Source organism: Amycolatopsis silviterrae (assembly GCF_042684085.1).
Classification (GTDB): Bacteria; Actinomycetota; Actinomycetes; order Mycobacteriales; family Pseudonocardiaceae; genus Amycolatopsis; species Amycolatopsis silviterrae.
In genome coordinates this window covers 354,259-381,157 of record NZ_JBHUKS010000015.1, presented here as the reverse complement: position 1 = coordinate 381,157, position 26,899 = coordinate 354,259, and the positions used below count along the sequence as shown (strand labels likewise).

Here is a 26,899-nt window from a genome sequence, read left to right as displayed (position 1 = left end):
GCAGAAGGAGACGACATGCGAGCTTGGACCAGCGTTTGTGCGGCGGCGGCGTTGACCGCGGCGTTGACCGTCGTGCCCACGGCCACGGCTTCCGCGGCCGCGTGTTCCGCGAAACCCCTCCAAACCGCGCTCGACGGGCTGAAAAAGGTCGGTCTCCCTGGAATCGTCCTGACCGCGCAAAGCCCGGATTGCGGCCTGTGGAAGGGCGGCGTCGGAAAGGCCGACGTCGAGACCGGTCGCGCGATCACCGGCGACGAACATTCCCGGATCGGCAGCGACACCAAAACCTGGACCGCCGTGGTCGTGCTGCAATTGGTCGCCGAGGGCAAGATCAGCCTGGACGAAACTGTCGACCACTATCTGCCTGGCCTGATCCGCAATGCCCGTTACGACGGCCGGAAGATCACCATCCGGCAGTTGCTGCAGCAGACGAGCGGCCTGCCGGATTACCTGGACTCGCCGTTCTGGGACGACGACCAGGCGCACCGCTGGCAGCATTTCGACCCGATCGAGACCGTCGAACAGGCCCTCGAACTGGACCCGCCGGACCGCGCCCCGTCCGGTTTCGCCTACTCCAACACGAATTACAACCTGGCCGGGATGGTGGTCACGAAGGTGACCGGCCGCAGTATCGGCACCGAACTGACCGAACGGATCATCAAACCGCTCGGCCTGCACGAAACGTACTGGCCCGGCGACGAAACCACGATCGACGAACCAGACCTGCGGTCCTACACGGACGGCGTTGACACCACGGAATGGAATGTCTCCGAAGCCGACGCGTCCGGGGCGCTGATCTCCACCGGCGCGGACACGACGAAATTCTGGACCTCGTTGCTGGGCGGGAAACTCCTGCCGCCCGCGCAGCTGACGGAAATGAAAAAGACCGTCCTTGACGACGGCGGCGAGGGATACGGTTTGGGCCTGCAACGGTATGAGCTGACGCCGAACTTCCCGACCTGGGGCCACAGCGGCGGCATGGCCAGCGGCCACGACTTCCGCAACGCGGTGACCGAGGATGGGAAGCGCTCGGTGACGGTTTTCATTGACACGGCGGACTATTCGAAGGCTCAGTCGGACCGGATGGATGCGATCGTGGGCGCGCTGATCCGCGATCTCCGGTGAGTACTCCGGGCGGTTGCGGTGTCCCCAGCGCTGCAGCCGCCCGGTCCCGTGGTTTAGGCGTTCGCGCGGCGAAGGCGTTCCGCCGCCTGCTCGCGAAGCGCGTCACCGCAGATCGGCGGATCTCCGTGCAGCGCTTCCCATCGAGCGTTATGCGCGGCGGGCCACAAGCTGGCCGCCCACGCGACTTCCTGTTCGGCCAGGCTGAATCGGCGGCCGCGGAAGTCCTGATAGGACTCCAGAAACGCTGCGGAACTCTCGATTGGCGCCAGTGTCGGCGGGATCGTGCTCGGGAACATTCCGCTCGCCGCTCCCGCCAGCGCTGCTTCCGGTTGCCAGGCCAGGCTGTCCCAGTCGTGCACCGTCCAGCCGCCAGCGGCCTTCCACCGGAGATTCTGCGCTTCGAAATCCCCGTGCCCGAGGACGTTCGGCAGCTTGGCCGCGAGCAACCGGCGGCGGGCCTGGTCGGCGGTTTTGGCGACGTGCTCCGGGACGAGGCGCTGGTCCCGCTCGTCCAGGAAATCGATCGCTGGCCACAAAGGAGAGTCCGCGTGATCCCATCGCAGCCAGCGCGGGTTCGGCAACGGCGGTTTGACGGAGATCCCGGCGAGGGCGGCCATCAAGCGGGCAAACACCTCGGCATAGCGCGTGGCGATCGCCGGAGTGTTCCCGGGAACCACGTCGCCGCCGGGCCGGTACTCCTCGGCGTGTACGGCCAGCGAGCCCACCGCGACCACCGGCGTCAGCGGCCGGGCACACGGAAAACCCCGCTCCGCCAGCTGGGTTTGCGCGGTGACACATGCCTCCGCGCGGCCGTCTTCAGGGCGGGCCTTGACCACGACCTCCCGTCCGTCCTCCAGCCGGAGCCCGTGCACCGTCGAGACCTGCTGGACCTCGAACAGCACATCCGCCGGGACGGAACCCAGGTGTGCGAAACACCAATCAGACAGCCATTGCGCCAACTATTCGACTCCCGGTGCCGTCGTGCGTCGTTCGGTGGACCGGCGTTCGATGGCTTCCGCGACCCCGTCGATCGCCCGCCGGATCATCGCACCGTACTCGTCATCGGCGAGCGCGTCCTGTCGTTTGCGCGCGGCGGCGAGCTGCTCCGTCGCGGCGGAGAACGACCCGAGGCGGCGGAAGTTGTCGGCCAGGTTGAGGTGCAGCGACGGATAGAAGCCTGCGATCCGAAGCCCGGCGTCGTGCGCCTGGACCTGTTCGTCGGTTACGGTCGCCGCGGCGTCCAGGGCTCGGACATCCCACACCAGCGCCTCGGCCGGATCGGCGAACAGGTCGGCCTGGTAGTGCGCGAGAACGCAGCGGTAGAACGGGTCACCGCCCGGTCCGATCTCGTCCCACAGCTCCTGCAGACGCGTCCGCGCGGCGTCTTGTGCGCCAGCGCGGCCTTGTGTCACTGCGGCGGTGATCTCGGCCATCGTGTCGGTCATTCGGCTGTTCCTTTCACTGGCATGGCGAGGGTGGTCAGGTCGCCGTTGTCGGCGGAACGCACGACGACCGGCAGGTGAGGGGCCGCGACGTCCAGCATCACGTCCGGGCCGACGGCGGTGCTGATCGCCGGGTGCAACGTGCTCACGGCGAAGGAGAGCGAGATTGGCGGTCCCGTGACGACTGCGGGGACCTGTTCGGTGCCCACGGTGACCGCCTCTTCGGAGAGGTCCAGCCGGATGTGCGGGGAGTAGTGCTGTTCGAGGGCGGCGACAAGCGCGTTGCGCGAGAGCACCGCCCGGGTAACGACTTCTGGCAGCGAAGCCAGCATCAGCCGGTAGTCGGGGAACTCGTCGGCAAGCGTGCGGCAGGTTCGCGTCGTGTCGCCCTGGAAGGAGACGCCGTCGGTGCCGACGCTCAGCCGCAGTTCGTGCTGACGGCGCGTCCACGGCATGGCGAGCCGCAGGTCGTCGGCGTCGACGGTCGCCGTCCAGCTTGCCGTGTTTGGCTCGGCCGGGACCAGCGTGCGGGTCGCCAGCCGGTACCGGTCGGTGGCGGTGAGCACGATCGCCTCGCCGGAGACCTCGAGGTGCACGCCGTTGAGCACCGGCAGCTCCTGCGTCGTCGCGGTCAGCACCTGCTCGACGGCGGCGGTGAACACCGGCCCGGTGACCAGCACCGACGGCGACGGCACCATCGAACCCAGCGCGGCCTTCACCGTCGCGGCGGTTTCGCGCGCCTGCTGCGCCTGCGCGGCCAGACCGGCGACGTGCTCGTCGACGATCCGCGCCGCTTCACCGGGCTCGGCGGCGAGGACCGCGCTGACCCGCTCCAGCGGCAGGCCGATCTCCCGCAACCGCCGGATGAGCAGCGCGTCCGCGACCTGGCCGGGGGAGTAGTAGCGGTAGCCGGACTCCTCGTCGACGCGGATCGGCCGGACGAGGCCGGAATCCGCGTAAAAGCGCAGCGCACTGGCCGTCAGGCCGCTGCGGCGGGCGAAGGCGCCGATGGTCAGGAGGTCGGTGGGCACCTGTTCATCATCAGGGTTCAAGCAGCTTGAAGGTCAACCAGCTCTCATCCGTGGCCAAGAATCTCCCGCAGCCGCACGATGTCCTCGGTCCGCGTGCGCCAGCTGATCACGCACACCCGCAGCGCCGGCCGTCCCGCGACACGCACTGGGCTCACCCACGCGGAGCCGGTGGCGTTGACCCGATCCGCGAGAGCGCTGTGCCACCGCCAGGATTCCTCCGGATCGGCCGGCGCGTCGGCGCGGGTCGCGCACACGATCGGCAGCGGCGTGTCGTTGATGGCGAGCCAGCCCGCGTCGCTGAGCTGGTCTCGCAGTTCCTGTCCGAGGGCCGCGTCGTGCTCGATCTGGTCGCGGTATCCGGAAACCCCGTACGCGAGCAGGCTCAGCCACAGCTTGAGCCCGATGAACCGGCGCGACCACTGAGCGCTGGTCGTGTACGGATCGGCGGTGTCTTCCACCTGGCCCGGCATGTACGAGGTCGACACGGTGAACGACGAACTCAGCTCGGCCCGGTCGCGGGTGAAGAACATTCCCGCGCCCATCGGCACGGACAGCCATTTGTGCGCGTCCACCGTGATCGTGTCCGCGCGTTCGATCCCGGTCAGGGCCCCGCGCAGCCGGTCGGACAGGCACGCCGCGCCGCCCCACGCGGCGTCCACATGGAACCGCAGCCCGGCATCGCGGGCGAGATCGGCGATGCGCGGCAACGGGTCGATCATTCCGGCGCCGGTGGTCCCGGCCGTGGCCACGACGAGGAACGGGGCTTTGCCGTCCCGCCGGTCCGCCGCGAGCATCGTTTCCAGCACGGCGACGTCCAGGCGGCCGCTCACGTCGGACGGCACCAGCCGGCACGCGTCCCGGCCGAGCCCGGCCGCGTGGGCGATCTTCAGCCAGGCCAGATGGGAATCCGCGCCCGCGTAGAACACCGGTGCGGCGTCGAGGGACCGCAGACCGCCGGTGCTGTATCCGGGGAACGCGTGGGTGAGCGCGGTCAGCACGGCGGTCGCGTTGGCCTCCGCGCCGCCGCTGGTGAAATGGCCGCCCGCGGTGTCCGGCAGCCCGAGCCGCCCGGCGAACAGGTCGATGCAGCGCTGCTCCGCCTCGACCGCGAAGGGCGCGTGGCTCCACGCGGCGAGCTGCGGGTTGACCGCCGCGGTGATGAGGTCGCCTGCCACACCAGCCCAGGTGGCGGACGGATTGAACAGCCCGAAGTATCCCGGATGATCGGTGTGCACAGTCCATCGGTCGAGCGCGGCGAGCACGTCCGGGACGGCCTGTTCGAGGTTTTCCGGCTGCTCCAGCGGATACTTCCCCAGCCAGGCGCGGATTTCCGCCGCGTCCGCGGTCACCGGACTCGCCGGGTGTTCCGGACGCGTGCGCCACCCCTCGACCAGCTGATCCACCACGCCGTGCAGCAGCTTCGCCGCCGACTCCGCGTCCGTCGCGACCCCGGCCCGATCCTCGTTCGCCAACCTCGTGCTCCCCAGTTCGTGCTAGCGCATAACCCCGTTGTGCCAGCGTGTCTTCGAGGCTAAGCGCGGGCGAACCCGGCCACAAGACCCGATTTCCGGCCAGTTTTGGCTCAATCCCAGCGATTTCCGCCTAGGCCAGTGCGAGCGCGTCGTCGATCGTGGCGTCGAGGAAGGCGAGGGTGTCGCGACGCCGAGCCAGCGGGTTCCGGTAGCCGCGCCGGCCTTCCGCGCCTTCGGTGCGCAGGCTCAAGCTTTCGGCGACGATCCGCTGCCAGCGCGGGTCGAATTCCCTTGCCGCATAACGGCCCGCGCCGCATTTGGACGTCATCTCGCCGGTGGCCAGCAGGTGGTGCAGCCGGCTCACCCCGAGCACCGCCCACACCGGGAACCACGGGCTCGCCCCGATCGCGAGCGACAGCGCGCTGGTCTTCCGGTTCTTCTCCCACCACGGCCGCCAGTAACGGCTCAGGTTGTCGACAGTGAACGCGCGCAACGCGTCCCGGTCCGCCCAGATGTCCACATCGGACGGTTCGGGCCCGCGCAGCGCGATCCCCCGGCTGGCCAGCTCGCAGAACAGGACCGGGTTGATCCCGTACCGGCCCGCCTCGCTGAACCGGTTCTCCTGCGCGCACGGAACATCCGGGCACCCGTCCGGCCCGGCGGCGAGGTCCGCCCAGGTGAGCACGGCTCCGTCGAAATGCGGCCGCGGGAACCGGGCGATCGTGGCGGCGTGCGCCCGCGCCAACGCGGAGACCTCGCCGGGCCCGGCGCGCCGATCGGTGACCGCGACGAAATCGATGTCGCTGGCCGTGCCCAGCCGTCCGCGTCCGGGGCCGTGCGCGTGGAAGTCGCCGAAGCAGACCGAGCCGACCAGGTAAAAGCCGGTCACCAGCCCGGGCGCGGCGCGGTCCACCGTGGACAGGAACAGCGCGGTGCTTCGGCGGACTTCCTCCGGTATCTCACGGGACACGCCAGCCACGGTACCGACTCACGCGAGTTCGGCGGCGGCCTCGGCCAGGTCGTCGACGCTGCCGGACATGACCGTGCGGACATGCTTGGTGAGGTGCTCCAGCGGCCAGTCCCACCACGCGATCGCCAGCAGCCGGTCGACGTCCTCGTCGGGGTACCGCCGCCGGATCAGCTTGGCCGGATTTCCTCCGACGATCCCGTAGTCCGGCACGTCGTCCACCACCACCGCGCCGGACGCGACGACCGCGCCGTGCCCGATCCGCACCCCCGGCATGACCATCGCCCGGTAGCCGAGCCAGACGTCGTTGCCCAGCACCGTGTCGCCGCGGCCGGGCAGGCCGGTGATGACGTCGAAGTGGTCCGCCCAGTCGCCGCCCATGATCGGGAACGGGAACGTCGACGGCCCGTCCATCCGGTGGTTCGCGCCGTTCATGATGAACCGCACGCCCTCGCCGAGCGCGCAGTACTTGCCGATCACGAGCTTCTCCGGCCCGTAGTGGTACAGCACGTTGCGGGTCTCGAAGGCGGTCGGATCGTCCGGGTCGTCGTAGTAGGAGAACTCGCCGACGTCGATCAGCGGCGAGGTGACGAGCGGCTTGAGCAGCACCACGCGCGGCTGTTCGGGCATCGGGTGCAGGACGTTCGGATCAGGGAAAATGGGCTTCTCCTCAGTGTGCTTCGGGCGCTTCGGGTGCTTCGGACGTGGGCTTGGGCGGGCTCACCGGGCGGGCGGCGGCGGACCCGCACCTGGGGTTGGGAGGTTTCACCGCCGGGCGGGGCGGCGGACCCGAAGCCTGGCTTGGGAGGTTCCACCGCCTGACGGGGCGGCGGTGGACCCGAACCCTGGCTCGGAGGTCTCGTCGGCGGGTGGCGGACCCCAACCTGGGCTCGGCGGTATCACCGGTGAGCGGCGGCAGACCTGAACCCTGGCTTGGAGGTTTCCCTGGCGGGCGGCGGTGGACCCCAAACCTGGCTGGGAGGTTTCACCGGTGAGCGGTGGACTCCAACCTGGGCTCGGAGGGTTCACCGGCGGGCGGCGGCCGGCCCGAACCCGGCTCGGAAGGTTCACCGGCGGGCGAGCGGGCGGCGGACCCCCAACCTGGGCTCGGAGGTCTCACCGGCGGGCGGCGGCGGACCCGAAACCCAGCCAGGTGTGCCGGTTGCCCCACCAGCACCAGCCGACCTTCGGGGCGTTGCGGCGTTCGCTGCCGTCCCGGCCGGTGCCGTTGCTGATCCACAGTGCGGGGGTGCGTGCGTCGAACTTGCCGTTCTCCTTCCGTAGCCGGGAGCCGATGGTCATGAAGCAATGATTGCGCTCGAGGACCGACGGCTGCTGCAGCACCCAGTGAATTCCCTCGGTGAGCAGCAGCGGGCTCCGTCCGGCCTTCGCGATCGCGGGCAGTGCCTCCTCCGGGGTCCAGTTCCCCATCTCGTCGCCCCGGTCGAGCCCGGTGACCAGGTACAGCGGCGCGTCGGGCAGGTCGATGCCCTGCGGCGCGAACTGGTCGACGTCGGACATGTCGGTGACGACGAACCCGGTCTTCCCTTCCCGGCTGATCAGCGGCGACAGCGCCGACGCGGGTGCCCGGTCTGGGTGGACCGCCAGCAGTGCCCCGTCCGCGTCGCCGTGGCCAGCGGCGAAGGAACGCAGGTCGTCAGCGGAAAGCTGCGCGATCTCGGGCACTCCCAGCGTGATCAGGTGCTCCGCCTGGGCGGCGAGCGAGGGGAGGGCGGTAATCGACAAGTGGTTCTCCTTCTGGTTATCTTACGTCGGTAGTAAAAGTATGCCGGGACGCCGAAGGGGTGTCAAGGTAAATTTACGTCGGAGGTAAGTTTCGATGGAACTGGGCCTGCGGGAAGCCAAGAAACAGGAGACCCGCCAGCTGATCTCCGACCACGCGACGCGGCTGTTCCTGGAGCAGGGCTTCGAGGAGACGACGATCGCCCAGGTCGCGGCGGCCGCGCGGGTCGCTAAGAAGACGGTGACCAACTACTTCGCCCGCAAGGAAGACCTGGTCCTGGACCGCCAGGACGAGTTCGCCGCCACGCTGGCGGACGCGGTGCGGTCCCGGGAGCCGGGGGAGTCCGCGCTCGCGGCACTGCGGCGCGTGTTCGAGGCCGCGGTCGCCGCGAAGGATCCGGTGATCGGGTTCGCGGGCCTGGAGTTCAGCCGGATGATCGCGGAGAGCCCGACGCTGTCCGCCTGCCTGCGCGGCCTGCACGAACAGCGGGAACGAGCCTTGGCGCAGGCGCTGGCGGACGCGGTGGGCAGCCCCCGGACGGACATCACCGTCCGGACGGCGGCCGCGGTGCTGGGGGCGGTGCACCACAGCCTGTTCCAGCGGATCGAGGAGCTGACGCTGGCCGGACGGCCCGTCGACGAGGTCGCGGAGACGGTCGCGGCGGAGGCGGCGCGGGCGTTTGACCTGCTGGAACCTTCGCTCGGGAACTACGCGGTGGCCTGATCCGCCGCCCCCCGCGGAACAGCGGTCCGTGAAGGACTCCTTGAGGGAATCTGAGTCCCTCAAGGAGTCCTTCACGGACGACAAGCCCCGCCGCCCGCGCTGGCCTGGCGAGAGCCGCGCCGGCCCTTTCGGCCCGGGGCGGACGGGGCTCGGCCGAACCCGTGGGCCCGGCTCAGGTCCCTGGCCTTGGAGTCGCCGTCCGTGAAGGAGCCCCTCACGGACGAGCAGATTGCGCAGCTCGCCAAGCCGCCCGAAAAACTTCTCCCCGGGATGTCGATCCGCCCGCACCCCGATCGTCGCTTCAGTGAGACGACCGATCGACAGGGGAGAGACGAAATGAGTGCCGGACGACGCGAGTGGCTGGGCCTGGCGGTGCTTGCCCTGCCGACCGTGCTGTTGTCGCTGGACATGAGCGTGCTGCACCTCGCGGTTCCGCACCTCGCCGCGGACCTGCGGCCTTCCAGCACGCAACTGCTGTGGATCATCGACATCTACGGCTTCATGATTGCCGGGTTCCTGGTCACCATGGGCACCCTCGGCGACCGGATCGGCAGGCGGAAGCTGCTGATGATCGGCGGCGGCGCGTTCGGGCTCGCGTCGGTCGCGGCGGCGTTTTCGACCAGTCCGGAGATGCTGATCGCCGCGCGGGCGGTGCTCGGGATCGCCGGGGCGACGCTCATGCCGTCCACGCTCGCGTTGATCAGCAACATGTTCCCCGACGCCAAGCAGCGCGGCACGGCGATCGCGGTGTGGATGAGCTGCTTCATGGGCGGCATGGTGGTCGGCCCGGTCGCCGGCGGCTTCCTGCTGGAGCATTTCCGCTGGGGTTCGGTGTTCCTGATGGGCGTGCCGGTGATGGTCCTGCTGCTCGCGACCGCGCCGAAGCTGCTGCCGGAATACCGCGACACCGCCGCCGGACGGCTCGACTTCGTCAGCGTCGGACTGTCGCTCGCCGCGATCCTGCCGGTCACCTACGCGCTCAAGGAAATCGCCAAGAACGGCTTGTCCCTGACCGAAATCGTCCTGCTGGCCGCGGGGCTCGCGGTCGGCGCGGTGTTCGTCCGGCGGCAGCGGCGGCTCGAGCACCCGCTGCTGGACCTTCAGCTGTTCCGGGTGCGCGCGTTCAGTGCGGCGGTGGCGATCATGCTGGTCGGCGCGGTCACCATGGGCGGGGTTTTCCTGCTGGTGAGCCAATATCTGCAGATGGTCGCCGGGCTGAGCACCGTCGACGCGGGGCTGCTGCTGGTTCCGCAGGCGCTCGCGGTGGTCGCCGGGTCGATGATCGCGCCCCGGCTGGCGCGCCGGTTCCGGCCGGAATTCGTGCTGGGCTTCGGCATGCTGGTGGCGGCGGGCGGAATCCTGTTGTTCACCCTCGCCAGCGGGTCCGGCGGGGTGGTGTTCGTGGTGCTGGGCATGTCGATCGGCAGCTTCGGGATGGGACCGCAAGGCGTGCTGTGCACCGAAATGGTCGTCGGCTCGGTGCCGCCGCAGCGGGCGGGCGCGGCTTCGGCGATGTCGGAAACCAGCGCGGAATTCGGGCTCGCCATGGGGATCGCGGTGTTCGGCAGCATCGGGACGGCGGTGTATCGCGGCCAGATTGCGGTCCCGGCTCACGTGCCCGCCGCGACGGCGGCCCAGGCGACCGACAGCATGGCCGGTGCGCTGGGAGCGTCGGCGACGCTGCCCGGCGCGACGGGGGAACAGCTGCTGGCCACCGCCCGCGACGCGTTCGCTTCCGGGCTGCACACGGTCGCCGGGATCGGGGCGGCGATCGTGGTGGTGTTCGCGGTGGTCGGGATGGTCGCGCTGCGGCGGTCCCCGGCTCCCGCCGAGGAACCGGTGCCGGTCGCGGCATGACAAAAGGGCCGGTGCTTCCGCCACGCGGACGCACCGGCCCTTTGTGCGGGAAAGATCAGGGTTTCTTGGCCACGCCGATCGCCACGATCCGTTGCGCGACAGTGGGTTCGCCCAGCAGCGGGCCGTCCGGCCACCATTCGACCACCGGCACGATCTCCGCCGGCTTGTTCGGCCCGCTCGGGATCAGCTCCAGGTCGTGGAACAGTTCCTTGATCTCGGCGCGGGAGCGGGACGAGACGTCCTTCATTGAGCCGTTGTGGATCGAATCGATGATGCCCTGCACCGTTTCGTCGTCCTCGGAACCGTCGTGCGGGTCGAGCAGATGCGAGATCGCCACGTACGAACCGGAGGGAAGCCGGTCGATGAATTCCTTCGTCACCTTCGCCGGCACCTCGCGGTCGCCCGTCTGGTGGTGCAGGGCCAGCAGGAACAGCACCGCGATCGGCTCGTCCCAGTCGAGGTGCCGTTGCACCGTCGGGTGATCGAGGATGCTCGGCGGGTCGAAGAAATCGGCCTGGATGTACTCGGTGAACTCGTTCTCGTCGAGCAGGGCCCGTCCGTGGCTGGCCACCACCGGGTCGTAGTCGACGTAGACGACCTTCGCCGTCGGGTCGCCGCGCTGCACGATCTGGTGCACGTTTTCCGAGGTCGGCATGCCGGAACCGCAGTCGATGTACTGCCGGATGCCCGCGTGGTAGGCGAGGAACCGGCAGATCCGGGTCAGCAGATGCCGGTTCACCCGCGCGGTCTCTTCGACGTCCGGCATCACCCGGGCGATTTCCCTGGCGACCTGCCGGTCGATCTCGTAATTGTCCTTGCCGCCAAGGAGGTAGTCGTAAACGCGCGCGGCGCTCGACTGGTTCTGGTTGACCCCCGGCGGTGCGCTGACTGCGTCGGCCACGACGCGTACCTCCCGCGTGCTGCCACGGTGATAGTTGCCGTACTGAGAGTAGCGGACTTCGGGGACTCGGTGAAACCGGTGCCGCCATCCGTGTTTCACCGCGCTGACCAGCGGCTGCCGTGCTTCAGCCGTTCGCCGTGGTCCATTCGGCGCAGGAGACGACCTCGAAGCCGCGGCTGGGGAAGATCTTGTCCAGCAGGAAGTCGTGGACCGTCTGGTCGCCGTCGGCGCATCCGTCGCGCAGCACGGTCACTTCGTAGCCGCGGTCCGCCGCGTCGTAGCAGGTCGCGGTGACCATCGCGCTCGTCGCGACCCCGGCGATCGCGACATGGCGGATGCCCCGGGCGCGGAGCACGAGGTCGAGATCCGTTCCGGCGAACGCGCTGGCCCGGCGTTTCAGGACGACGACGTCCTCTTTCTCGGCCGGCAGCGTCAGCTCAGTGCCTGGCGAACCCTCGTGGAACGCGTCTCCGGCGTCGAAGAACGAGCGGTACAGCGCGCCGTCGGGAAGGTCGGTTCCGTTGTCCCGCATGGCAAATCGGACGAATACGACGAGTGCGCCGGTTTCGCGCGCTCGCGGCAGCAGTTCGGTGAGCGGCGGCACGACCTGGCGGGCGAACGGATAGCCGTCGGTGATGCCCCGCTGGACGTCGCCGACGATCAGTGCGGTGGTCATGAATCCCCCTCTGCGCAGTTGCTGCCATTTAACGCGTGGTCAGGCGTCGAAAGCGAGCAGCGCGCCGAGCACTTCCTCCGGGGTTTCGACCTGCGGCAGGTGCCCGGTTCGCGGCAGCACGGTGAATGTCGCGCCGGGGATCGCGGCGGCGTAGGCCTTGCCGTACTCCGGGTCGGCGATGCGGTCGCTTTCGCCCCACAGGACGTGGACGGGAATGTCTGCTTTGCCCAATCGCTCGGCCAGGGTCGGGTCGGTCATCGCTGGGCCGGTGTAGCCGATCAGAGCCAGCACGTCCGGGCTCGGGCCGGTGCCGCCGGACGGCGGGACCGGTGCTTTCGCCGGGTCGTGGAACGAGAACTGCTGGATTTCGGCGGCGGTTTTGCCGCGGACGTCGGCCAGCGGATGTCCCTCGACCTCGATGCCGATGCTGTCGATCAGCACCGCGCGGCTGACCCGCGGGCTGTGCAGCAGGGCGATTTCCGCGGCCAGCCAGCCGCCGAAGGAGTTGCCGGCGACGGTCACCTCTGACGCGTCGAGGTGGTCGAGCATCGCGACGTACGCCTTGGCCAGCGCGGGGACGTCGGTGAGCCCGGCGGCTTTCGGCGTGCCGTTGAAGCCGGGGTGGGTGGGCAGCAGGACCCGCGAGCGGGTGCGTTCGGCGAGCAGATCGGCGAACGCGGTCATCGTCGCGACGCCGCCTCCGCCGTGCAGCAGCAGGAACGTCCGGGTGCGGTCCCGGTCTTGGACGGCGACCTCGACCGGGCCGGCGGACTCGAACTGGAGGAGCGAGGAGGAAGTCATGTCAGGAACCTTATATAAGGAAGTTGAGATAAGCAACCTGTCTTGCGGCGGGTAGGCTGCCGGACCATGAGGTACCGCCACGCCGACGTCGCACTGGCCGTCAAACGCCTGCAGCACCGCCATCACCGCGCGCTGAGCCAGGCGCTGCAGCCGCTGGGACTGTCGCTGGTGCAGTGGGACACCTTGCGGCACTTGGCGAATCACCCCGAAGCGTCGCTGCACGACCTGGCCGTGCTGACCTTTCAGACCGACCAGTCCTTCGGCACGCTGGCCGGCCGGATGGTGGATCGCGGCCTGATCGAGCGGGTGCCGGGTCCGGGGCGCGCGGTGCAGCATCGGCTGACCGAGAAGGGCGCGGAGCTGCGGGCGGCGGGGCAGGAACTCGCCGACGTGGTGGTGAAGTCGTCGTTCAGCCGGTTGTCGGCTGCTCAGCTCGACGAGCTGGGGGCGCTGCTGGACGTGGCGCTGGAGGCTGATCCGGCGTAACCGGCGAGCCGGTCGGCCAGCGCGCGCATCTGGTCGCGGAGCGCGTCCGGCCGCTCGATGACGAACGGCCGGTCGAGTGCGGCGAGCCGCGGCGGGATCCAGTCGAGCCGTTCGGCCCGGATCCGCGCCCGTGTCCATGTGCCGTCCGCCTCCAGGATGGCGATGGACGGCGGGAACACTGCCCGGATTTCCTCGGCCGTCGCGTCGATCCGCACGGACACCTCGTGCCGGTGCGGTGTTTCGGCAATGCCGGTGAGGACCTGTTGCGTGGGGTCGAAATCCGTTGGTGCGCGGAAGGTTCCGTCCTGCGGCTCGGCGCGGGCGATCCGGTCGACGCGGAACGTGCGCACCTGTCCGGCGCTGGAGTCGAAGCCGGTCAGGTACCAGCGGCCGGAATGCGCCACGACCCCGTACGGCTCGACGACACGTTCGCTGCTCCGTCCGTGTGCGGCGGTGTAGGCGAGTTTGACCGGCCGCTGATCGCGCGCCGCCTCCGCGACCGCGAGCAGGACCTCGGCTTCCGCGGTGAGCGATGTACGGGCGGGCGCGGTGAAGTCGGCGACCTCCAGCAACGCGTCGAGCCTGCGGCCGAGCGCCTCGGGCAGCACCCGCCGGACCTTCGCGACAGCACTTTCCGCGGCCGCGACCGACGTGGTGACCAGCCCCGCGCGCCGTCCCGCGACCAGGCCGAGCAGGACCGCCAGCGCCTCCTCGTCGGTGAGCATCAGCGGCGGCATCCGGTAGCCGGGGGCGAGCCGGTACCCGCCGTAGCGGCCGCGCACCGAGCGGACCGGGATGTCCAGGTCGAGCAGGTGCTCGACGTAGCGGCGGACGGTGCGTTCGTCCACGTCGAGACGCCCGGCGAGTTCGGCGACGGTCCGGGTGCCGCCGCCCTGGAGGATCTCCAGCAGCGCCAGCACTCGGGCGATCGGCCGGGTCATGCCGGGAATTCTCGCAATACCGGGCGGATCCTGTCCACTATTGCTTCTAGCGTGGCCACTAGACAACCCAGAGAGAGGAATTTGGCCGTGCAGTTGACTTCCGTCCGGATCATCACCGGCGACATCGACCGTCTGACGTCCTTCTACGAGCAGGTGACCGGCCTCGTGGCGAGCCGGCCCGCGAGGCAGTTCGCCGAGTTCGTCGGCGAGACGGCGACCTTGGCGATCGGCAGCGCGGAGACGATGGCGCTGTTCAGCGCGGGTGCGGCGGTGCCAGGGGAGAACCGGACCGTGATCCTGGAGTTCCGGGTCGAGGACGTGGACCAGGAGTACGCGCGGCTCCGGCCGCTGCTGGCGGAGGTGGTGCAGGAGCCGACGACGATGCCGTGGGGCAACCGTTCGCTGCTGTTCCGCGATCCCGATGGCAACCTGGTGAACCTGTTCGCGCCGCAGACTGAGGAGGCGCGCGCCCGGCTGGCCGGTGTTTGATTGCCGCTGTGTTGATGGCCGCGACTTCGTCGCGGCGGAGAAATCGCCTTCATCCGGTTTCTTCCCTCCCGATCCGATCGGCCCGGGGGCCGATCGGATCGCTCAGTCCAGAAACCGGGGCGATTTCTCGGTGAGCGCAAGTAGGTGGGAACTGCTGGAGGAGTGATTACCGGCGGGCCAGTTGCCGCGACCCGTTGCTGGTCTCCTTGCCACCACGGAGAATCTGCGCCCGTCCGGCGCCCGGCCAGCTGTTGACCCAGCTCGATCCCCGGATTCCCTTGGCCTGCTTCTTCAGCGGCGCCAGCAGCCGGGCGCTTTCGCGGTACGAGCCGGTGGAAGCGCCGGTTTGGACGAGGCTCGCGAGGGAGAGCGTGACCGGCACGCCGTCGGCGGACCAGGTGTGGCCGAGGACGGCGTCGGCGAGGGACGTGATGTCCTCGATGCCGCAGACGACCAGGAAATCGTCGCCGCCGACGTGGCCGACGGTGACGTCGCCGAGCCGCCGGGCGTGGTCGGTCAGTGCCCGGCCGATGGCGCGGATGAGGTCGTCGCCCGCGGCGAACCCGGCGGTGTCGTTGAGGTGCTTGAACTGGTCGATGTCCAGCCAGGCCACGACGAACGGCCGTCCGGCGGTCGCGCGGCGTTCGACGTCCTGGGCGATCGCGTCGCTGCCGGGCAGCCGGGTGAGCGGGTTGAGCGCGACGGCGGCCTCGACCTTCACCGCGGCCATCCGGCGCATCACCTCGTTCGGCCGCACCACGCCCTGGTAGCGGCCGGACGCGTCGGTCACGACGAGGTCGTCTCCGCTGTGCTCGGCCCCGCCGTCGGCGATGATCTCCAGCAGTTCGCGGGTGCCGGTGTCGATGGGGACCAGCCGCGGCGGGCCGGCCAGTTTCGCGGCGGGTTTGCCCGAGTAGAGCGCGTGCCCGTACCGGCCGGTCACCGCCAGCAGGAAGCGCATCCGGTCGATCGTCCACTGTGGACGCGCCTGCGGATCGAGCCCGACGATCGCCTTCGGCGCGTGCTCGGCGGACAGGATCGCGTGGACGTCGTCGCACGTCGCGTCGTCCGGCAGGGTTTTGGCCTGGCGGAGGAATTCGGGGATCCGCAGGCCGGCGGCGGGCGAGACCACCATGGTGCCCGGCTGGTCGCCGCGCTCGGCGGTCGGCAGCACGCGCTCGGGCGCGGCGGTGGCGAACAGATTCCCTTGCACGAGGCGGATTCCGGCGCGGCTCGCGACGTCGAGTTCCGCGTCGTTCTCGATCCCCGTCGCGACCAGCCGCAGGTCGGTTTGCGCGGCGAACTGCACCAGCGCCTCGACCAGCGCGACGGTCGCCGCGTTCGCCGGGAGCCGGCGCAGCGTCGCGCGGTCCAGCTTGATCATCTCGACCGGAGCGTCGGCGAGGAGGTTCATCGGCAGGCCCGCCGCGCCGAGCCGGTCGAAGGCCAGCCGGAAGCCGAGGTCGCGCAGCCGGTGCAGGCCCTGGACCAGCGACCCGGGATTCGGGACGGCGAGCGGCGCGGTGACCTCCAGCACGACGTCGGCGGGACGGCGTCCGGTGCGTTCGAGGGTCTGGAGCAGCGGGATGAACCGCTCGGCGGGCGCGCCCGCGGTGCTGGCGCTCAGGTTGAGGTGCAGCGAAACCCCGGCCGAGGTCTGCGGTACTGCGGCGGCCGCGCGGGCCGCGAGGTCGAGGTCGGTGTCGATCAGCTGGGCCTGGTCGCCCGCCGCGTCGAGGAGGTCCTGGACCCAGCCGCCCCCGGGGTGCGCGACCGCCTCGACTGCGACGGCCGAGCCGCTGTAGAGGCTGTACAGCGGCTCGAAGGCGAAGCGGACCTGGTCGGCTGGGGCGAGCACACGCAGATCCTCGCCCGGAAGGTACGGATCTCGATGAAACCGTTATCTTCCGTTGACCTGCGGTGCAGCCTTGCCGAACCGGAAAAGTCTTCGGGATCGAGTGCTGTGCTCGGGATTCTCGGGGGCGCGGCGCATACCCGCGGTATGGCCGGTGACCACCATCACAATTCGGCTACGAAGCGGGCGTGACCAGGCGTGACGGCTTGACCACGCGGGATGCGCTAACAGCGGTCCGTGAGGGGTCCCAAGCCGCGTGGCCGCACGCCTGCTGGACCATCCACAAAGGACGTCAAACCCGTCGGATCGCCCTATTGATGCCCGTATGACCGTATCTGAAGGTCCGTGAAGGGAACCCTGAGGGAATCAGAGTCCGTGAGGGTTCCCCTCACGGACGACCCAGCCGCCGCCGGCCGCCACCAGCCGACGCGGTGCCGCCTTAAGTCCCTGGCATGGGAATCAAGGTCCGTGAAGGACTCCTTGAGGGAATCAGATTCCCTCAAGGAGTCCTTCACGGACCTGCGACCGGCCCTCGCGGATGCGCCCGCGCGTTAGCCCAGAACGCCGCTGATGTACCGAAGATCGCCCATCCGCAGATCGTCGTCCTGCAGCGGCGGCAGCCCGTTGGCCGCGAACAGGTCCCGGACCGTGGTCCCCTCCATCGCCCAGCCGAGCCCAGCCAGATACGGCTCCGCCTCGTTGCGCTCGCCGAAGTAGCGCAACCGCGTCATGTCGGTGTCGAAACCCTCGCCGCGCCACTGTTCGGAGATACGGTCGAGGCGTTCCTTCGTCTTGTCCTCGTCGCCGGGGCGCGGGTTGGGCCGGTTTTCGGTGGCGACCCGGCTGCCCGGCGCGCTGAGTTCGGTGATGGTGTCCAGCAGCCGGTCCTGCGCTTCCGGCGGCAGATAGCCCAGCAGGCCTTCGGCGCTCCACGCGGTCGGCCGCGCCGGGTCGAAGCCGGCGGCGCGCAGGGCGGCGGGCCAGTCGTCGCGGAGGTCGATCGCCACCGCTCGCCGGTCGGCGGTGGGTTCCGCGCCCAGTTCGGCCAGGGTGGCGGCTTTGAACTCGACCACCGGCGGCTGGTCCACCTCGTACACCACGGTCCCGGCGGGCCAGGGCAGCCGGTAGGCGCGGGAGTCCAGTCCGGACGCCAGGATCACCGCCTGCGGGAGGCCCGCACTGAGGAAGAACTCGTCGTAGAACTTGCCGCGGATCTTGGCCGCGTCGATCCAGATCTGCCCGACCAGCGCGCCCGAGGCGGTCTCGCCGGTCGCGAGTTTGGCGAGGAGGTCGACGCCGACCGCCTGGACGAGTGGTTCGGCGAAGCGGTCGGAGAACAGCGAACTGTCCTCGCGGGTCGCGATCGCCCGGGCCGCCGCGGCCATCGTGGCGGTCGCGCCGACGCTGGACGCCAGGTCCCAGGTGTCTCCGTCGTGCCGGGCAGAAGTCATTGAGCTGCCTTGCCTTTCGTTGGGGGCAAGATCGCAAGCTACTCCGAATCCCGACACCGTGTCGCACGGTCCGCCAAGTTTCTTCCGGCACCGCGTCGGAGCGCCCGGCTCGGCGCGCTGCGTAACGTGCGGCGCTGAGGAGGCGAGATGACGGCTGCCGCACGACTGCTGGAAACCTTGGCGCAGTGGGGAGTCGAGCGCGTTTTCTGCTGTCCCGGCACCAGTGAGACCCCGGTGCTCGACGCTCTTGCCGCCAGGCGAGGCGGGCCCGAGTTCGTGCTGACCACGCACGAGGCGATCTCGGTGTCGATGGCCGACGGCTACGCACGCGCCTCCGGCCGGATCGGCGTGGCGTACCTGCACACGAACGTAGGCGTCGCGAATGGCTTGGCGCATCTGTACGCGGCACAGGTCGCGCGAAGCAGCGTCGCGATTCTCGCTGGAGTGAAGGGGACGGCGACCCTTCCGCACCGAGCGTTGACGACTTCGCCGCGTCTGCTCGAAACCGCCGCGCCATATGTGGGTCATGCCTGGCAGAACCTCCGCGCTGAGGACCTGCTGGACGACGTCGCCCGGACCCTGTGGCGGACCACGGTGGTTCCGGAGCAACCGGCGATTCTCACCATCCCGCAAGACCATCTGGCCGCTGAACCCGGTGTTGCGCCTCCGGTCCGCTGGGGTGCGCGGCAGGGTCCGGCCACGGAGGCGGTGCGGCACGCGAGCGCGTTGCTCGATGCGGCGCGGCGGCCGGTGGTGGTCGCCGGATCCGATGTCGCCCGGCGCAGGGCCGAAGCGGACTTGGCGCGGTTGGCCGAGCGGCTCGGCGCGCCGGTGTTCGTGGAGTCCCGGCGCGATCTCGAACGGTGGTCGTTTCGCACGGATCATCCGCACTACGCCGGATTGTTCGAGCCCCGTGCGCCGCTGCTGGCGGAGTCCGACCTGCTGGTGCTGGCGGGCATGCCGACGCCACTGGAGTTCTCGTCCGAAGTCGCGGCGCTGCCGTCCGGCGTCCCGATCCTGCATCTCTCCGAGGACGTTGCCGAGCCGGGCCGCCGGTATGTGCCGGCCGGGGCGGTCGTCGGCGATACCGCAGCTGTGTTGCGAGGATTGGCGGAAGGGGTCCGTGCGCCCGCTCGGAGCGACTGGCTGGGCAAGGTGCGTAAGGACAGCGAGGATCGCCGCGCCCGCTGGGAAGCCGAGGTTCCGTGGGACGGCGAATTCAGTGCCGCGCTGGCGATGCGGACCGTCGCCGACGTGATCGGCGGGGAACGCCTGCTGGTCCTCGACGCGGTCACCTCGACGCTGCCGTTGCTGCGGTTTCTGCGGCGCACGCGGGCGGATTCGCTGTTCGCCACCGCGAGCGGCTCGCTCGGCTGGGGAATGGGCGCCGCGGCGGGCGTCGCGATGGCCCGGCGGGAGCGGGTGCTCGCGGTGGTCGGCGACGGGGTGGTCCAGTTCGGCGTGCCGGCGTTCTGGACGGCGGCGCGCTACCGCCTGCCGGTGACCTATCTCGTGGTGAACAACGGGAAATACCAGGCCGTCATCGCCGGTCTCGCGAAAAGCGGCGGCGCGGCGGCTGAGCGCGGGGAGTATCCGCTCACCGACATCAGCGGCGTCGAGATCTCCGCGCTGGCGATGTCGTTCGGCATCAAGGCGACGACGGTCGACGATGCCGCCGGGCTGCGGGCTGCTCTTGCCGAGGAACCGGACGACGGGCCCCGGCTGATCGAGGTCCGCGTGACCGATCGGCTGTGGCAGTGATTCCGACACGGTGTCCAGTCGCCCGTGCGGGATTTGCGTCGCTGAGGCGATGAAGCGCGGGCTCGTCCCGACCTAGCATCGCGGCGACCTCCGCACCCCGCACCAGGATTGGCAGGCGACGACGATGGCCCGGTGGGACCTGAACGAGGCGGACGGGCGGATCTACTCCGGTGGCTGGCGGGCCGGCGGGGGAGGTACGCAGCCGGTGGTTTCGCCGGGCGACGGCGGGAAAGTCGGCCTGGCCGGCATCGCCGACCAGCACGACGTCGAGCGGGCCGGAACACGCGCCGCGCAGGCACAGGCCGGGTGGAGCCGAACGTCGTATCGCACCCGGGCGGACGTGCTCACCCGCGCCGCGGACGCGTTGCGCGACATCCGCGCCGACGTCGAGGACGTGCTCGTGCGCGAAAGCGGCTCGCTGCCCGCGAAGGCGAAACACGAAGTCGACAAAGCGATCGACGAGCTGATCGCGGCGTCCGGGCTGGTCACGCAGTCGCAGGGCGATCTCCTTCCGGTGGAAGACCCGGCGACGCTGGGGCTGGCCCGGCGGATCCCGGTCGGCGTCGTGGGAGTGATCGCGCCGTGGAACGCGCCGCTGATGCTCGCCATGCGTTCGGTCGCGCCGGCGCTCGCGCTCGGCAACGCGGTGCTGGTGAAGCCGGACGTGAAGACTGCGTTCTCCGGCGGTGCGGTCATTGCGCAGATCTTCGAGCAGGCCGGTCTGCCCGATGGCGTGCTGCACGTGTTGCCTGGCGGTGCCGCGACCGGCGAGGCGGTGGTGCGTTCGCCGCACACCAACGCGATCTCGTTCACTGGGTCGTCCGCGGCCGGTCGCCGGGTCGGTGAGATCGCGGGCGGCCTGCTCAAGCGGGTGGTGCTCGAACTCGGCGGGAACAACGCGTTCATCGTGCTCGCGGACGCCGATCTCGACCGCGCGGCAGCTGGCGGCGTCGGCGGGACTTTCCGGCACCAAGGCCAGATCTGCATGGCCACCGGGCGGCATCTGGTGCACGAAAGCATTGCCGACGAATACGTCGAACGGCTCAAAGCGGCCGCCGGGAAACTGCGGCTCGGCGATCCGAAAGCCCCCGGGACGACGCTCGGTCCGCTGATCACGACCGCGCAGGCCGAGCGGGTGCACGGCATCGTCGAGGCGGCTGTCGCCGACGGCGCACGGGTCGTGCACGGGGCCACCCACGACGGCGCGTTCTATCAGCCGACCGTGCTGGACGGCGTCACTGCGGACAACGCGGCGTTCCGGAGCGAGATCTTCGGCCCAGTCGCGCCGGTCACGCGCTTCTCGACCGAAGAGGAAGCGCTCGAACTTGCCAACGCGACCGAATACGGCCTGTCCGCGGCGATTCACAGCCGAGATGTCGCGCGAGCACTCGGTTTCGCATCTCGGCTGCGCGCCGGGATGGTCGCGCTCAACGGCCAGACCATCTACGACGCCGCGCACATCCCGATGGGCGGCCTCGGCGCGTCCGGCAACGGCGGACGGCACGGCGGGCACTGGAATCTGGACGAGTTCACCTACTGGCAATGGGTGACGGTTCCGACGATCCAGCCTTGAGCGTTTCCGACACCGCGTCGGACCTTCCTACACCGTGTCGGACTCGCTCGGCGGAGATTCCCGCACCGGACCGATTCCGCGGCGGCGCGGTTTCCGTAGTTTCACATCGGGTCGCGAAGACAAAGGAGTCGGAGTACATGGACATTTCCGGTGCCACCGGGGCGCTGACCGGCGAGCAGTACAAAAAGAGCCTCGACGACGGCCGCGAGGTCTGGCTGGACGGCAAGCGGATCGAGAACGTCGCGGAACACCCGGCGCTGAAGCCGACCGTCGACGAGTTCGCCCGCCTGCTCGACCTGCGGTTCGCCACCCCCGAGGGGCGGGCGGCGACGCTGTTCAAGTCCGCGGAGACCGGCAACGAGGTCAGCTACGCGTTTTCGCTGCCGAAAACCCCGGAGGAATTGCGCGCCAAATTCGCCGCGTCGGAATGGTGGATGCGGGAAAGCCTCGGACAGCTCGGCCGTTCGCCCGACTTCATGTCCAATGTGGCGGCCGGTCTCGCCGATTACGCGGACGAACTCGAGCAGAACCGCGAAGGCTTCGGCGAGAACGCCCGGAATTACCGCCGGTTCGCGATGGAGCACGACCTCGTCCTGACGCACGCGCTCGGCGACCCGCAGATCGACCGCAGCGCCAGCCCGCTCGACGACCCGGACCTCGCCCTGCGCGTGGTCGAGGAGCGCGAGGACGGCGTGATTTTGCGCGGGGCCAAGCAACTCGCCACGCTCGCGCCGTTCTCCCACGAGGTGCTGGTGTACCTCAACGGCGTCACCGCCGCGCGCGGCGCGGAGGACTTCGTCATCTGGTTCGCGCTGCCGATGAACGCCCCGGGACTGAAGATCCTGCTGCGCGAACCGCTCGGCGCGCCGGAGAGCGGCCATTCGCACGCGCTCGGCAACCGGTACGACGAGCAGGACGCGATGCTGTTCTTCGACGACGTTTTCCTTCCGCGAGAACGCATCTTCCTGCTCGGCGACTCGCTGCGCGCGCTCAAGGGCCTCGGCCGGATCAACGTCTGGAGCCTGCAGAGCACGCATATCCGCTTCCTCGCCCGGATGAAGTTCTTCGCCTCGGTCGCGAAGAAGCTCGCGCATTCCATCGGCGTGGACACCTTCCGCGGCATCCAGGAACAGCTCGGCGAACTCCTGTCCTACGTCCAGACGCTCGAACTGGCGATCAAGGGCGCCGAGGCCGACGCGGTCTTGACGCCGGGCGGACACCTCGCCCCGAACAACACCAACGGCGTCGGCTTCTGGTCGGCCGACATTTCGGCGCGGATGGTGCAGATCCTGCGCCAGGTCGCCGCGTCCGGCCTCATCATGCAGCCGACCGAGGCCGACCTCGCGAGCCCGGAACTGCGCCCGTTCCTCGACCGCTACATGCGCGGCCACGACATCGGCGCGGCGGAGAAGGCGCGGTTGTTCCGGCTCGGCTGGGAACTCGCCGGCTCGAGTTTCGGGATGCGCCAGGAACTGTACGAGTACCTGCACCGCGGCGACCCCGGCGCGGGCCGCACCCGGCTGCTGCGCTTCTACGACACGTCGGCGACGGACGCGCGCGTCGACGAACTCATCAGCAAGCCGCTCGTCTGAGAAATTTCAACGCGAAGGAGCCCGCCGTGATCATCGACGTCCACGGCCACATGTCCGCGCCGGACGCGTACTACGCCTGGAAAGCCTCGCTGCTGTCGCACCGCGGCGCGCACGGCGGCAAGCCCCCGGCCATCAGCGACGACGCGCTTGTTGCCGCTTATCATCACCCGCACCCGAGCTTTGGGAACATTTCACACCTCGCGCATATCGACGGCGCCGGGATCGACGTGCAGATGATCTCGCCCCGTCCGTTCCAGATGATGCACAGCGAACGGCCGGCCAAGCTCGTGCAGTGGTTCACCGAGGAGACGAACAACCTCATCCACCGCGCGACCGAACTGTTCCCCGGCCGATTCAAGGGCGTCGCCGGGCTCCCGCAGAGCCCGGACCTGACGCCGCGCGACTGGACCGCCGAACTGCGCCGCACGGTCACCGAACTGGGCTTCGTCGGCGCGATGCTCAACACCGATCCGCACGAGGGCACCGAAACCCCGCTCGCGCTCGGCGACCGGTACTGGTACCCGGTGTACGAGGCGCTGTGCGAACTCGACGTGCCGGTGCTGCTGCACGCGGCCGGGTGCAAGCCGCCCGCGCGGGAGCCCTACAGCCTGCACTTCATCCAGGAGGAAACCGTCGCGGTGTGGAGCCTCGTGAACTCCACCGTGCTGAAGGACTTTCCGGACCTCAAGGTGATCGTGTCCCACGGCGGCGGCGCTATTCCGTACCAGGTGGGCCGGTTCTTGCCGTCGGTGGTGCGCACCGGAGTGTCCTATCTGGACAAACTGCGCCGGCTGCACTTCGACTCCTGTCTCTACACCCAGGACAGCCTTGAGCTGCTGATGAAGGTCGTCGGGACGGACCGGGTGCTGTTCGGCTCGGAGAAACCGGGCACCGGCTCGCAGATCGACCCGGAGACCGGCCGCTGGTTCGACGACATCCACCTGCTCATCGACGACATCGCCTGGCTCGGCGAAAAGGAGCGCGCGGACGTCCTCGAAAACAACGCCCGCGCGCTCTTCCAGCTCTGAGGGGGAGGACCATGACGGAGATCGTCGCCGGATTCGGCACCTCGCACGGACCACAGCTCAAAGCCCCGCCGCCGGACGCCTGGGACACCCGGGGCAAGGCCGACCGCGCCAGCAAGGGCCTGAAGTTCCGCGGCGAGACGTACCGCTACGAGGAACTGCGCGAGCTGCGCGAAGATTTCTCCGCCGAGATCGCCCCCGAGGTGATGGCGCGTCGCTGGGAACGCTGCCAGCGGTCGATGGACCGGCTCGCGAGATTCATTCACAGCCAGGACGCCGATGTCCTCGTGATCGTGTCCAGTGATCACAAGGAAACCTACGGCGACGAGTGGCTGGCCCCGTTCTCGGTGTTCTGGGGCGACGAGGTCGCGCACGTGCCGTTCACCCAGGCGCAGCTCGACGCGATGGCCCCCGGCCTGGCCGAGGCCGCGGCCGGCGACGTCCCGGACCGCACGGTCATGCGGCCCACCCACCGCGCGCTCGGCAAGCACCTCATTCAGTCCACCCAGGCCGAGGACTTCGACACCGGCGCCACCGAGGTGATCCCGGCTGGGAGATACGAGAACCACACCATCCCGCACGGCTTCGGGTTCATCTACCAGCGGTTTCTCGGGCAGGACTCGACGCTGCCGATGGTGCCGGTCTTCATCAATACCTTCTGGGAGCCCAATCCGCCGGGAGCCAAGCGCTGCTACGACTTCGGCCGCGCGGTCGCTCGGGCGATCCAGTCGTTCCCCGGCGACCTGCGCGTCGGCGTCGTCGCGTCGGGCGGGCTCAGCCACTTCGTGATCGATGAAAAACTTGATCAGGAGTTCCTTCAGGCACTGCGAGACCACGACGCCGACTACCTCTCGACCGTCCCGGCTGCCGAAATGCAGTCCGGTGCCTCGGAGCTGCGCAACTGGATCGCGGTCGCTGGGATCGCCGACGAAGCCGGTCTCACCGTGACAAGTGTCGACTACGAGCCTTGCTACCGCACAGAAGCCGGCACCGGCAACGCGATGGGCTTCCTCACCTGGGAACGGAAGTGACCATGTCTCCCGAAGAGATCATCACCGCGCTGCGCGGACTCGACAGCTGCGCGGTCTCCGACGCGCTGGACACCCTCGGCCTGCCCGGCGCGGTCACCGCGCTGAAGCCGATGTGGCCCGTGGGTACCGTCGTGGCTGGCCGGGTCCGCACAGTCACGGCCGCGCCCAAAGCGTCCGCCGGACCGGCGACGCACATCGCCACGCCGCTGGTCGCGATCACCGAACCGGACGACGTCGTGGTGATCGACAATCACGGCCGTACGGACGTCTCGTGCTGGGGCGGCCTGCTCGCCGAAGCCGCGACCCTGCGCGGCGTGGCTGGCGTGATCGTGGACGGTGCCTGCCGCGACGTCCAGGAGAGCGAAGCCCTGAAGCTCCCCGTCTTCGCGCGCACCGCCGTTCCGGTAAGCGCGCGGGGCCGCATCGTGCAGGCCGCGATGGACGAACGCATCCAGGTCGCTGGGATCTCAGTGGCGTCCCAGGACTTCGTGCTCGCGGACGTCAACGGGGTCGTCTTCGTCGCCGCTGGAGACGCCGAACGCGTCATCGGCCTCGCGCAGCGGATCGCCGAGCGGGAGGCCCGGATGGCGGAGGCCGTTCGCGCAGGCCGTGACGTGCAAGAAGTCATGCACGATTCCCAATTCCCCACAGTCACCGCGGAGCAGCGCTGATGTCTCTTTTGGACAGGTTCGCCGTGCTCGGCACCGCGACAGTTTCCGATGCCCTCGACAAGCTCAAGCGCCCGGGCAGCCTGCTCGGCCTCGCCCCGCTGGCGGACGGGCAACGCATGATCGGCCGCGCGTTCACCGTGCGCTATGTCAGCGCGCAGGTCCCGGCGGGCACGGTCGGCGACTTCATCGACCAGGTCGAACCGGGCCAGGTGATCGTGCTCGACAACGACGGCCGCGTCGACTGCACGGTCTGGGGCGACATCCTGACCGCGGTGGCGCACCAGCGCGGCATCTCCGGCACGGTCATCGAAGGGGTTTGCCGCGACACGCACCGCGCTTTGTCCATCGGCTACCCGATCTACAGCCGCGGCCGCTTCATGCGTACCGGCAAGGACCGGGTCGAGGTGGCCGAGGAGCGCGGACCGGTGACCATCGGCGGGGTGACGGTCCGCCACGGCGACATTCTGCTCGGCGACTCGGATGGTGTCGTCGCGATTCCCGCCGACTGCGAAGACGACGTGCTGGAGGTCGCCGAAATGATCCAGGCGCGCGAAGAAGCGATTCTTGCCGCCGCGCTCGGCGGCGCGACGATCGCCGAAGCCCGGGCGAAGTACGGCTATCACGATCTGCAGCGGGCGGAAGCATGACCACTTTGGACGAAGACGCCAAGGAACTCCTGACGCTCGGCACGGCCACGCTGTACGAGGCTTCCGGCCTCGACTGCTTCCTGGACGCCGCGTTCCGGCCCGCCTGGGACGGTGCGCAGATCGTCGGCCGCGCGGTGCCGGTGTCGGCGCAGATCGGCGACAATCTGGCTTTGCACCACGGGATCGAGGCCGCTGGCGTTGGCGATGTGCTCGTGGTCGACGCCGGTGGCGCGCCGTTTGGGTACTGGGGCGAGGTAATGGCCGTCGCGGCACAGGCGCGCGGTATTCACGGCCTCGTCATCGATGGTGGCGTTCGCGACACGCAGCAGCTCGCGTCGCTGGGCTTCCCGGCGTTCAGCACGTCGATCTCGATCCGCGGCACGGTCAAGCACTGGCCAGGCACTGCCGGCCGCCCGATCACCTTGCGCGGCAGGGTGGTTCACCGTGGCGACATCGTCGTGGCCGACCGGGACGGGGTCGTCGTGTTCCCGGCGGACGAGTACGACCGGATCCTGGCCGCGTCTCGTGCCCGTGCGGAGAAGGAAGAATCCTTTATGGACCGGCTCCGGTCCGGCGAGACCACTTTGGACATCTACGACTTCCGCCAGCTAGGCGTACCGGACGAAGCGAGGTGAACG

At 69.5% G+C, this 26,899-nt stretch carries 26 protein-coding genes; 13 read left to right on the top strand and 13 right to left on the bottom strand.

All coding sequences use genetic code 11. The annotated features are described in order from the left end of the window. Positions 1–15 precede the first annotated feature (15 nt). The gene (locus tag ACFSVL_RS22375; protein WP_378307129.1) at positions 16–1,125 is read left to right on the top strand and encodes a serine hydrolase domain-containing protein; all 1,110 of its coding nucleotides are present in this window, start codon (positions 16–18) and stop codon (positions 1,123–1,125) included. Positions 1,126–1,178: 53 nt separating this feature from the next. Here ACFSVL_RS22375 and ACFSVL_RS22370 read toward each other — a convergent pair whose 3' ends face one another. The 7 genes from ACFSVL_RS22370 to ACFSVL_RS22340 all read right to left on the bottom strand — a co-directional run bounded on the left by ACFSVL_RS22370 (position 1,179) and on the right by ACFSVL_RS22340 (position 7,783). Further along, entirely contained in the window at positions 1,179–2,084 is a 906-nt protein-coding gene (locus tag ACFSVL_RS22370; RefSeq protein ID WP_378307127.1) for a phosphotransferase, read from the bottom strand. Further along, on the bottom strand, positions 2,085–2,570 hold the full coding sequence (locus ACFSVL_RS22365) for a hypothetical protein (protein ID WP_378307125.1): 486 nt from the start codon (positions 2,568–2,570) through the stop codon (positions 2,085–2,087). Next, entirely contained in the window at positions 2,567–3,598 is a 1,032-nt protein-coding gene (locus ACFSVL_RS22360; RefSeq protein ID WP_378307123.1) for a DNA polymerase III subunit beta family protein, read from the bottom strand. Before ACFSVL_RS22360 ends, ACFSVL_RS22365 begins: the two co-directional genes overlap by 4 nt. Positions 3,599–3,642: 44 nt before the next feature. Beyond that, positions 3,643–5,070: a pyridoxal phosphate-dependent decarboxylase family protein gene (locus ACFSVL_RS22355; RefSeq protein WP_378307121.1), complete on the bottom strand. Its 1,428-nt coding sequence runs from the start codon at positions 5,068–5,070 to the stop codon at positions 3,643–3,645. A 130-nt stretch (positions 5,071–5,200) separates the two neighbouring features. Then, positions 5,201–6,040, bottom strand: coding sequence for a hypothetical protein (locus ACFSVL_RS22350; RefSeq protein WP_378307119.1), 840 nt, complete (start codon positions 6,038–6,040; stop codon positions 5,201–5,203). Positions 6,041–6,058: 18 nt separating this feature from the next. Next, complete coding sequence (locus tag ACFSVL_RS22345; protein ID WP_378307117.1) at positions 6,059–6,667, bottom strand: CatB-related O-acetyltransferase; 609 nt, start codon at positions 6,665–6,667, stop codon at positions 6,059–6,061. Positions 6,668–7,153: 486 nt separating this feature from the next. After that, positions 7,154–7,783 (bottom strand): DUF5701 family protein, encoded by a 630-nt coding sequence (locus tag ACFSVL_RS22340; RefSeq protein WP_378307115.1) that lies wholly within the window; start codon positions 7,781–7,783, stop codon positions 7,154–7,156. A 94-nt stretch (positions 7,784–7,877) separates the two neighbouring features. On the opposite strand from ACFSVL_RS22340, the gene ACFSVL_RS22335 reads away from it, so the two are divergent. Both ACFSVL_RS22335 and ACFSVL_RS22330 read left to right on the top strand, forming a co-directional pair. Continuing rightward, a complete protein-coding gene (locus ACFSVL_RS22335; protein ID WP_378307113.1) occupies positions 7,878–8,504 on the top strand; it encodes a TetR/AcrR family transcriptional regulator in 627 nt (208 codons plus the stop codon). 336 nt (positions 8,505–8,840) lie between these two features. Then, positions 8,841–10,361 (top strand): MFS transporter, encoded by a 1,521-nt coding sequence (locus ACFSVL_RS22330; RefSeq protein WP_378307111.1) that lies wholly within the window; start codon positions 8,841–8,843, stop codon positions 10,359–10,361. A gap of 55 nt (positions 10,362–10,416) precedes the next feature. Here the strand turns inward: ACFSVL_RS22330 and ACFSVL_RS22325 are convergent, their stop codons facing one another. The 3 genes from ACFSVL_RS22325 to ACFSVL_RS22315 all read right to left on the bottom strand — a co-directional run bounded on the left by ACFSVL_RS22325 (position 10,417) and on the right by ACFSVL_RS22315 (position 12,739). Then, positions 10,417–11,262 (bottom strand): SAM-dependent methyltransferase, encoded by an 846-nt coding sequence (locus tag ACFSVL_RS22325; RefSeq protein ID WP_378307109.1) that lies wholly within the window; start codon positions 11,260–11,262, stop codon positions 10,417–10,419. Between the two features lie 124 nt (positions 11,263–11,386). After that, positions 11,387–11,938: a cysteine hydrolase family protein gene (locus tag ACFSVL_RS22320; RefSeq protein ID WP_378307107.1), complete on the bottom strand. Its 552-nt coding sequence runs from the start codon at positions 11,936–11,938 to the stop codon at positions 11,387–11,389. 39 nt (positions 11,939–11,977) lie between these two features. Further along, positions 11,978–12,739 (bottom strand): alpha/beta fold hydrolase, encoded by a 762-nt coding sequence (locus ACFSVL_RS22315; protein WP_378307105.1) that lies wholly within the window; start codon positions 12,737–12,739, stop codon positions 11,978–11,980. A gap of 66 nt (positions 12,740–12,805) precedes the next feature. Between ACFSVL_RS22315 and ACFSVL_RS22310 the strand changes: the two genes are divergently transcribed. Further along, positions 12,806–13,225 carry a MarR family winged helix-turn-helix transcriptional regulator gene (locus tag ACFSVL_RS22310; protein WP_378307103.1) on the top strand — a complete coding sequence of 140 codons (420 nt, stop codon included), beginning with the start codon at positions 12,806–12,808 and terminating at the stop codon, positions 13,223–13,225. Here ACFSVL_RS22310 and ACFSVL_RS22305 read toward each other — a convergent pair. Further along, positions 13,168–14,166 carry a helix-turn-helix transcriptional regulator gene (locus ACFSVL_RS22305; RefSeq protein ID WP_378307101.1) on the bottom strand — a complete coding sequence of 333 codons (999 nt, stop codon included), beginning with the start codon at positions 14,164–14,166 and terminating at the stop codon, positions 13,168–13,170. The genes ACFSVL_RS22310 and ACFSVL_RS22305 overlap by 58 nt on opposite strands. Before the next feature lie 87 nt (positions 14,167–14,253). On the opposite strand from ACFSVL_RS22305, the gene ACFSVL_RS22300 reads away from it, so the two are divergent. Further along, positions 14,254–14,655 (top strand): VOC family protein, encoded by a 402-nt coding sequence (locus ACFSVL_RS22300; protein WP_378307099.1) that lies wholly within the window; start codon positions 14,254–14,256, stop codon positions 14,653–14,655. Between the two features lie 166 nt (positions 14,656–14,821). Here ACFSVL_RS22300 and ACFSVL_RS22295 read toward each other — a convergent pair whose 3' ends face one another. After that, positions 14,822–16,513: a bifunctional diguanylate cyclase/phosphodiesterase gene (locus ACFSVL_RS22295; RefSeq protein WP_378307097.1), complete on the bottom strand. Its 1,692-nt coding sequence runs from the start codon at positions 16,511–16,513 to the stop codon at positions 14,822–14,824. Positions 16,514–17,061: 548 nt separating this feature from the next. Then, positions 17,062–17,961 carry an SAM-dependent methyltransferase gene (locus ACFSVL_RS22290; protein WP_378307095.1) on the bottom strand — a complete coding sequence of 300 codons (900 nt, stop codon included), beginning with the start codon at positions 17,959–17,961 and terminating at the stop codon, positions 17,062–17,064. A 147-nt stretch (positions 17,962–18,108) separates the two neighbouring features. Here ACFSVL_RS22290 and ACFSVL_RS22285 point away from each other — a divergent pair, with 147 nt between their 5' ends. The 8 genes from ACFSVL_RS22285 (at position 18,109) to ACFSVL_RS22250 (ending at position 26,896) form a co-directional block, all read left to right on the top strand. Further along, a complete protein-coding gene (locus ACFSVL_RS22285; RefSeq protein ID WP_378307093.1) occupies positions 18,109–19,722 on the top strand; it encodes a thiamine pyrophosphate-binding protein in 1,614 nt (537 codons plus the stop codon). A 124-nt stretch (positions 19,723–19,846) separates the two neighbouring features. Then, on the top strand, positions 19,847–21,295 hold the full coding sequence (locus ACFSVL_RS22280) for an aldehyde dehydrogenase family protein (RefSeq protein WP_378307091.1): 1,449 nt from the start codon (positions 19,847–19,849) through the stop codon (positions 21,293–21,295). A 137-nt stretch (positions 21,296–21,432) separates the two neighbouring features. Beyond that, on the top strand, positions 21,433–22,887 hold the full coding sequence (locus ACFSVL_RS22275; RefSeq protein ID WP_378307089.1) for a 4-hydroxyphenylacetate 3-hydroxylase family protein: 1,455 nt from the start codon (positions 21,433–21,435) through the stop codon (positions 22,885–22,887). A gap of 26 nt (positions 22,888–22,913) precedes the next feature. Then, entirely contained in the window at positions 22,914–23,915 is a 1,002-nt protein-coding gene (locus tag ACFSVL_RS22270) for an amidohydrolase family protein (protein ID WP_378307087.1), read from the top strand. A gap of 11 nt (positions 23,916–23,926) precedes the next feature. Then, positions 23,927–24,943 (top strand): DODA-type extradiol aromatic ring-opening family dioxygenase, encoded by a 1,017-nt coding sequence (locus tag ACFSVL_RS22265; protein ID WP_378307085.1) that lies wholly within the window; start codon positions 23,927–23,929, stop codon positions 24,941–24,943. 2 nt (positions 24,944–24,945) lie between these two features. Continuing rightward, entirely contained in the window at positions 24,946–25,614 is a 669-nt protein-coding gene (locus ACFSVL_RS22260; protein ID WP_378307084.1) for an RraA family protein, read from the top strand. After that, a complete protein-coding gene (locus tag ACFSVL_RS22255) occupies positions 25,614–26,261 on the top strand; it encodes an RraA family protein (RefSeq protein ID WP_378307082.1) in 648 nt (215 codons plus the stop codon). Before ACFSVL_RS22260 ends, ACFSVL_RS22255 begins: the two co-directional genes overlap by 1 nt. Beyond that, positions 26,258–26,896 carry a 4-carboxy-4-hydroxy-2-oxoadipate aldolase/oxaloacetate decarboxylase gene (locus tag ACFSVL_RS22250; protein ID WP_378307080.1) on the top strand — a complete coding sequence of 213 codons (639 nt, stop codon included), beginning with the start codon at positions 26,258–26,260 and terminating at the stop codon, positions 26,894–26,896. The genes ACFSVL_RS22255 and ACFSVL_RS22250 overlap by 4 nt, the downstream gene beginning before the upstream one ends. Positions 26,897–26,899: the final 3 nt, after the last annotated feature.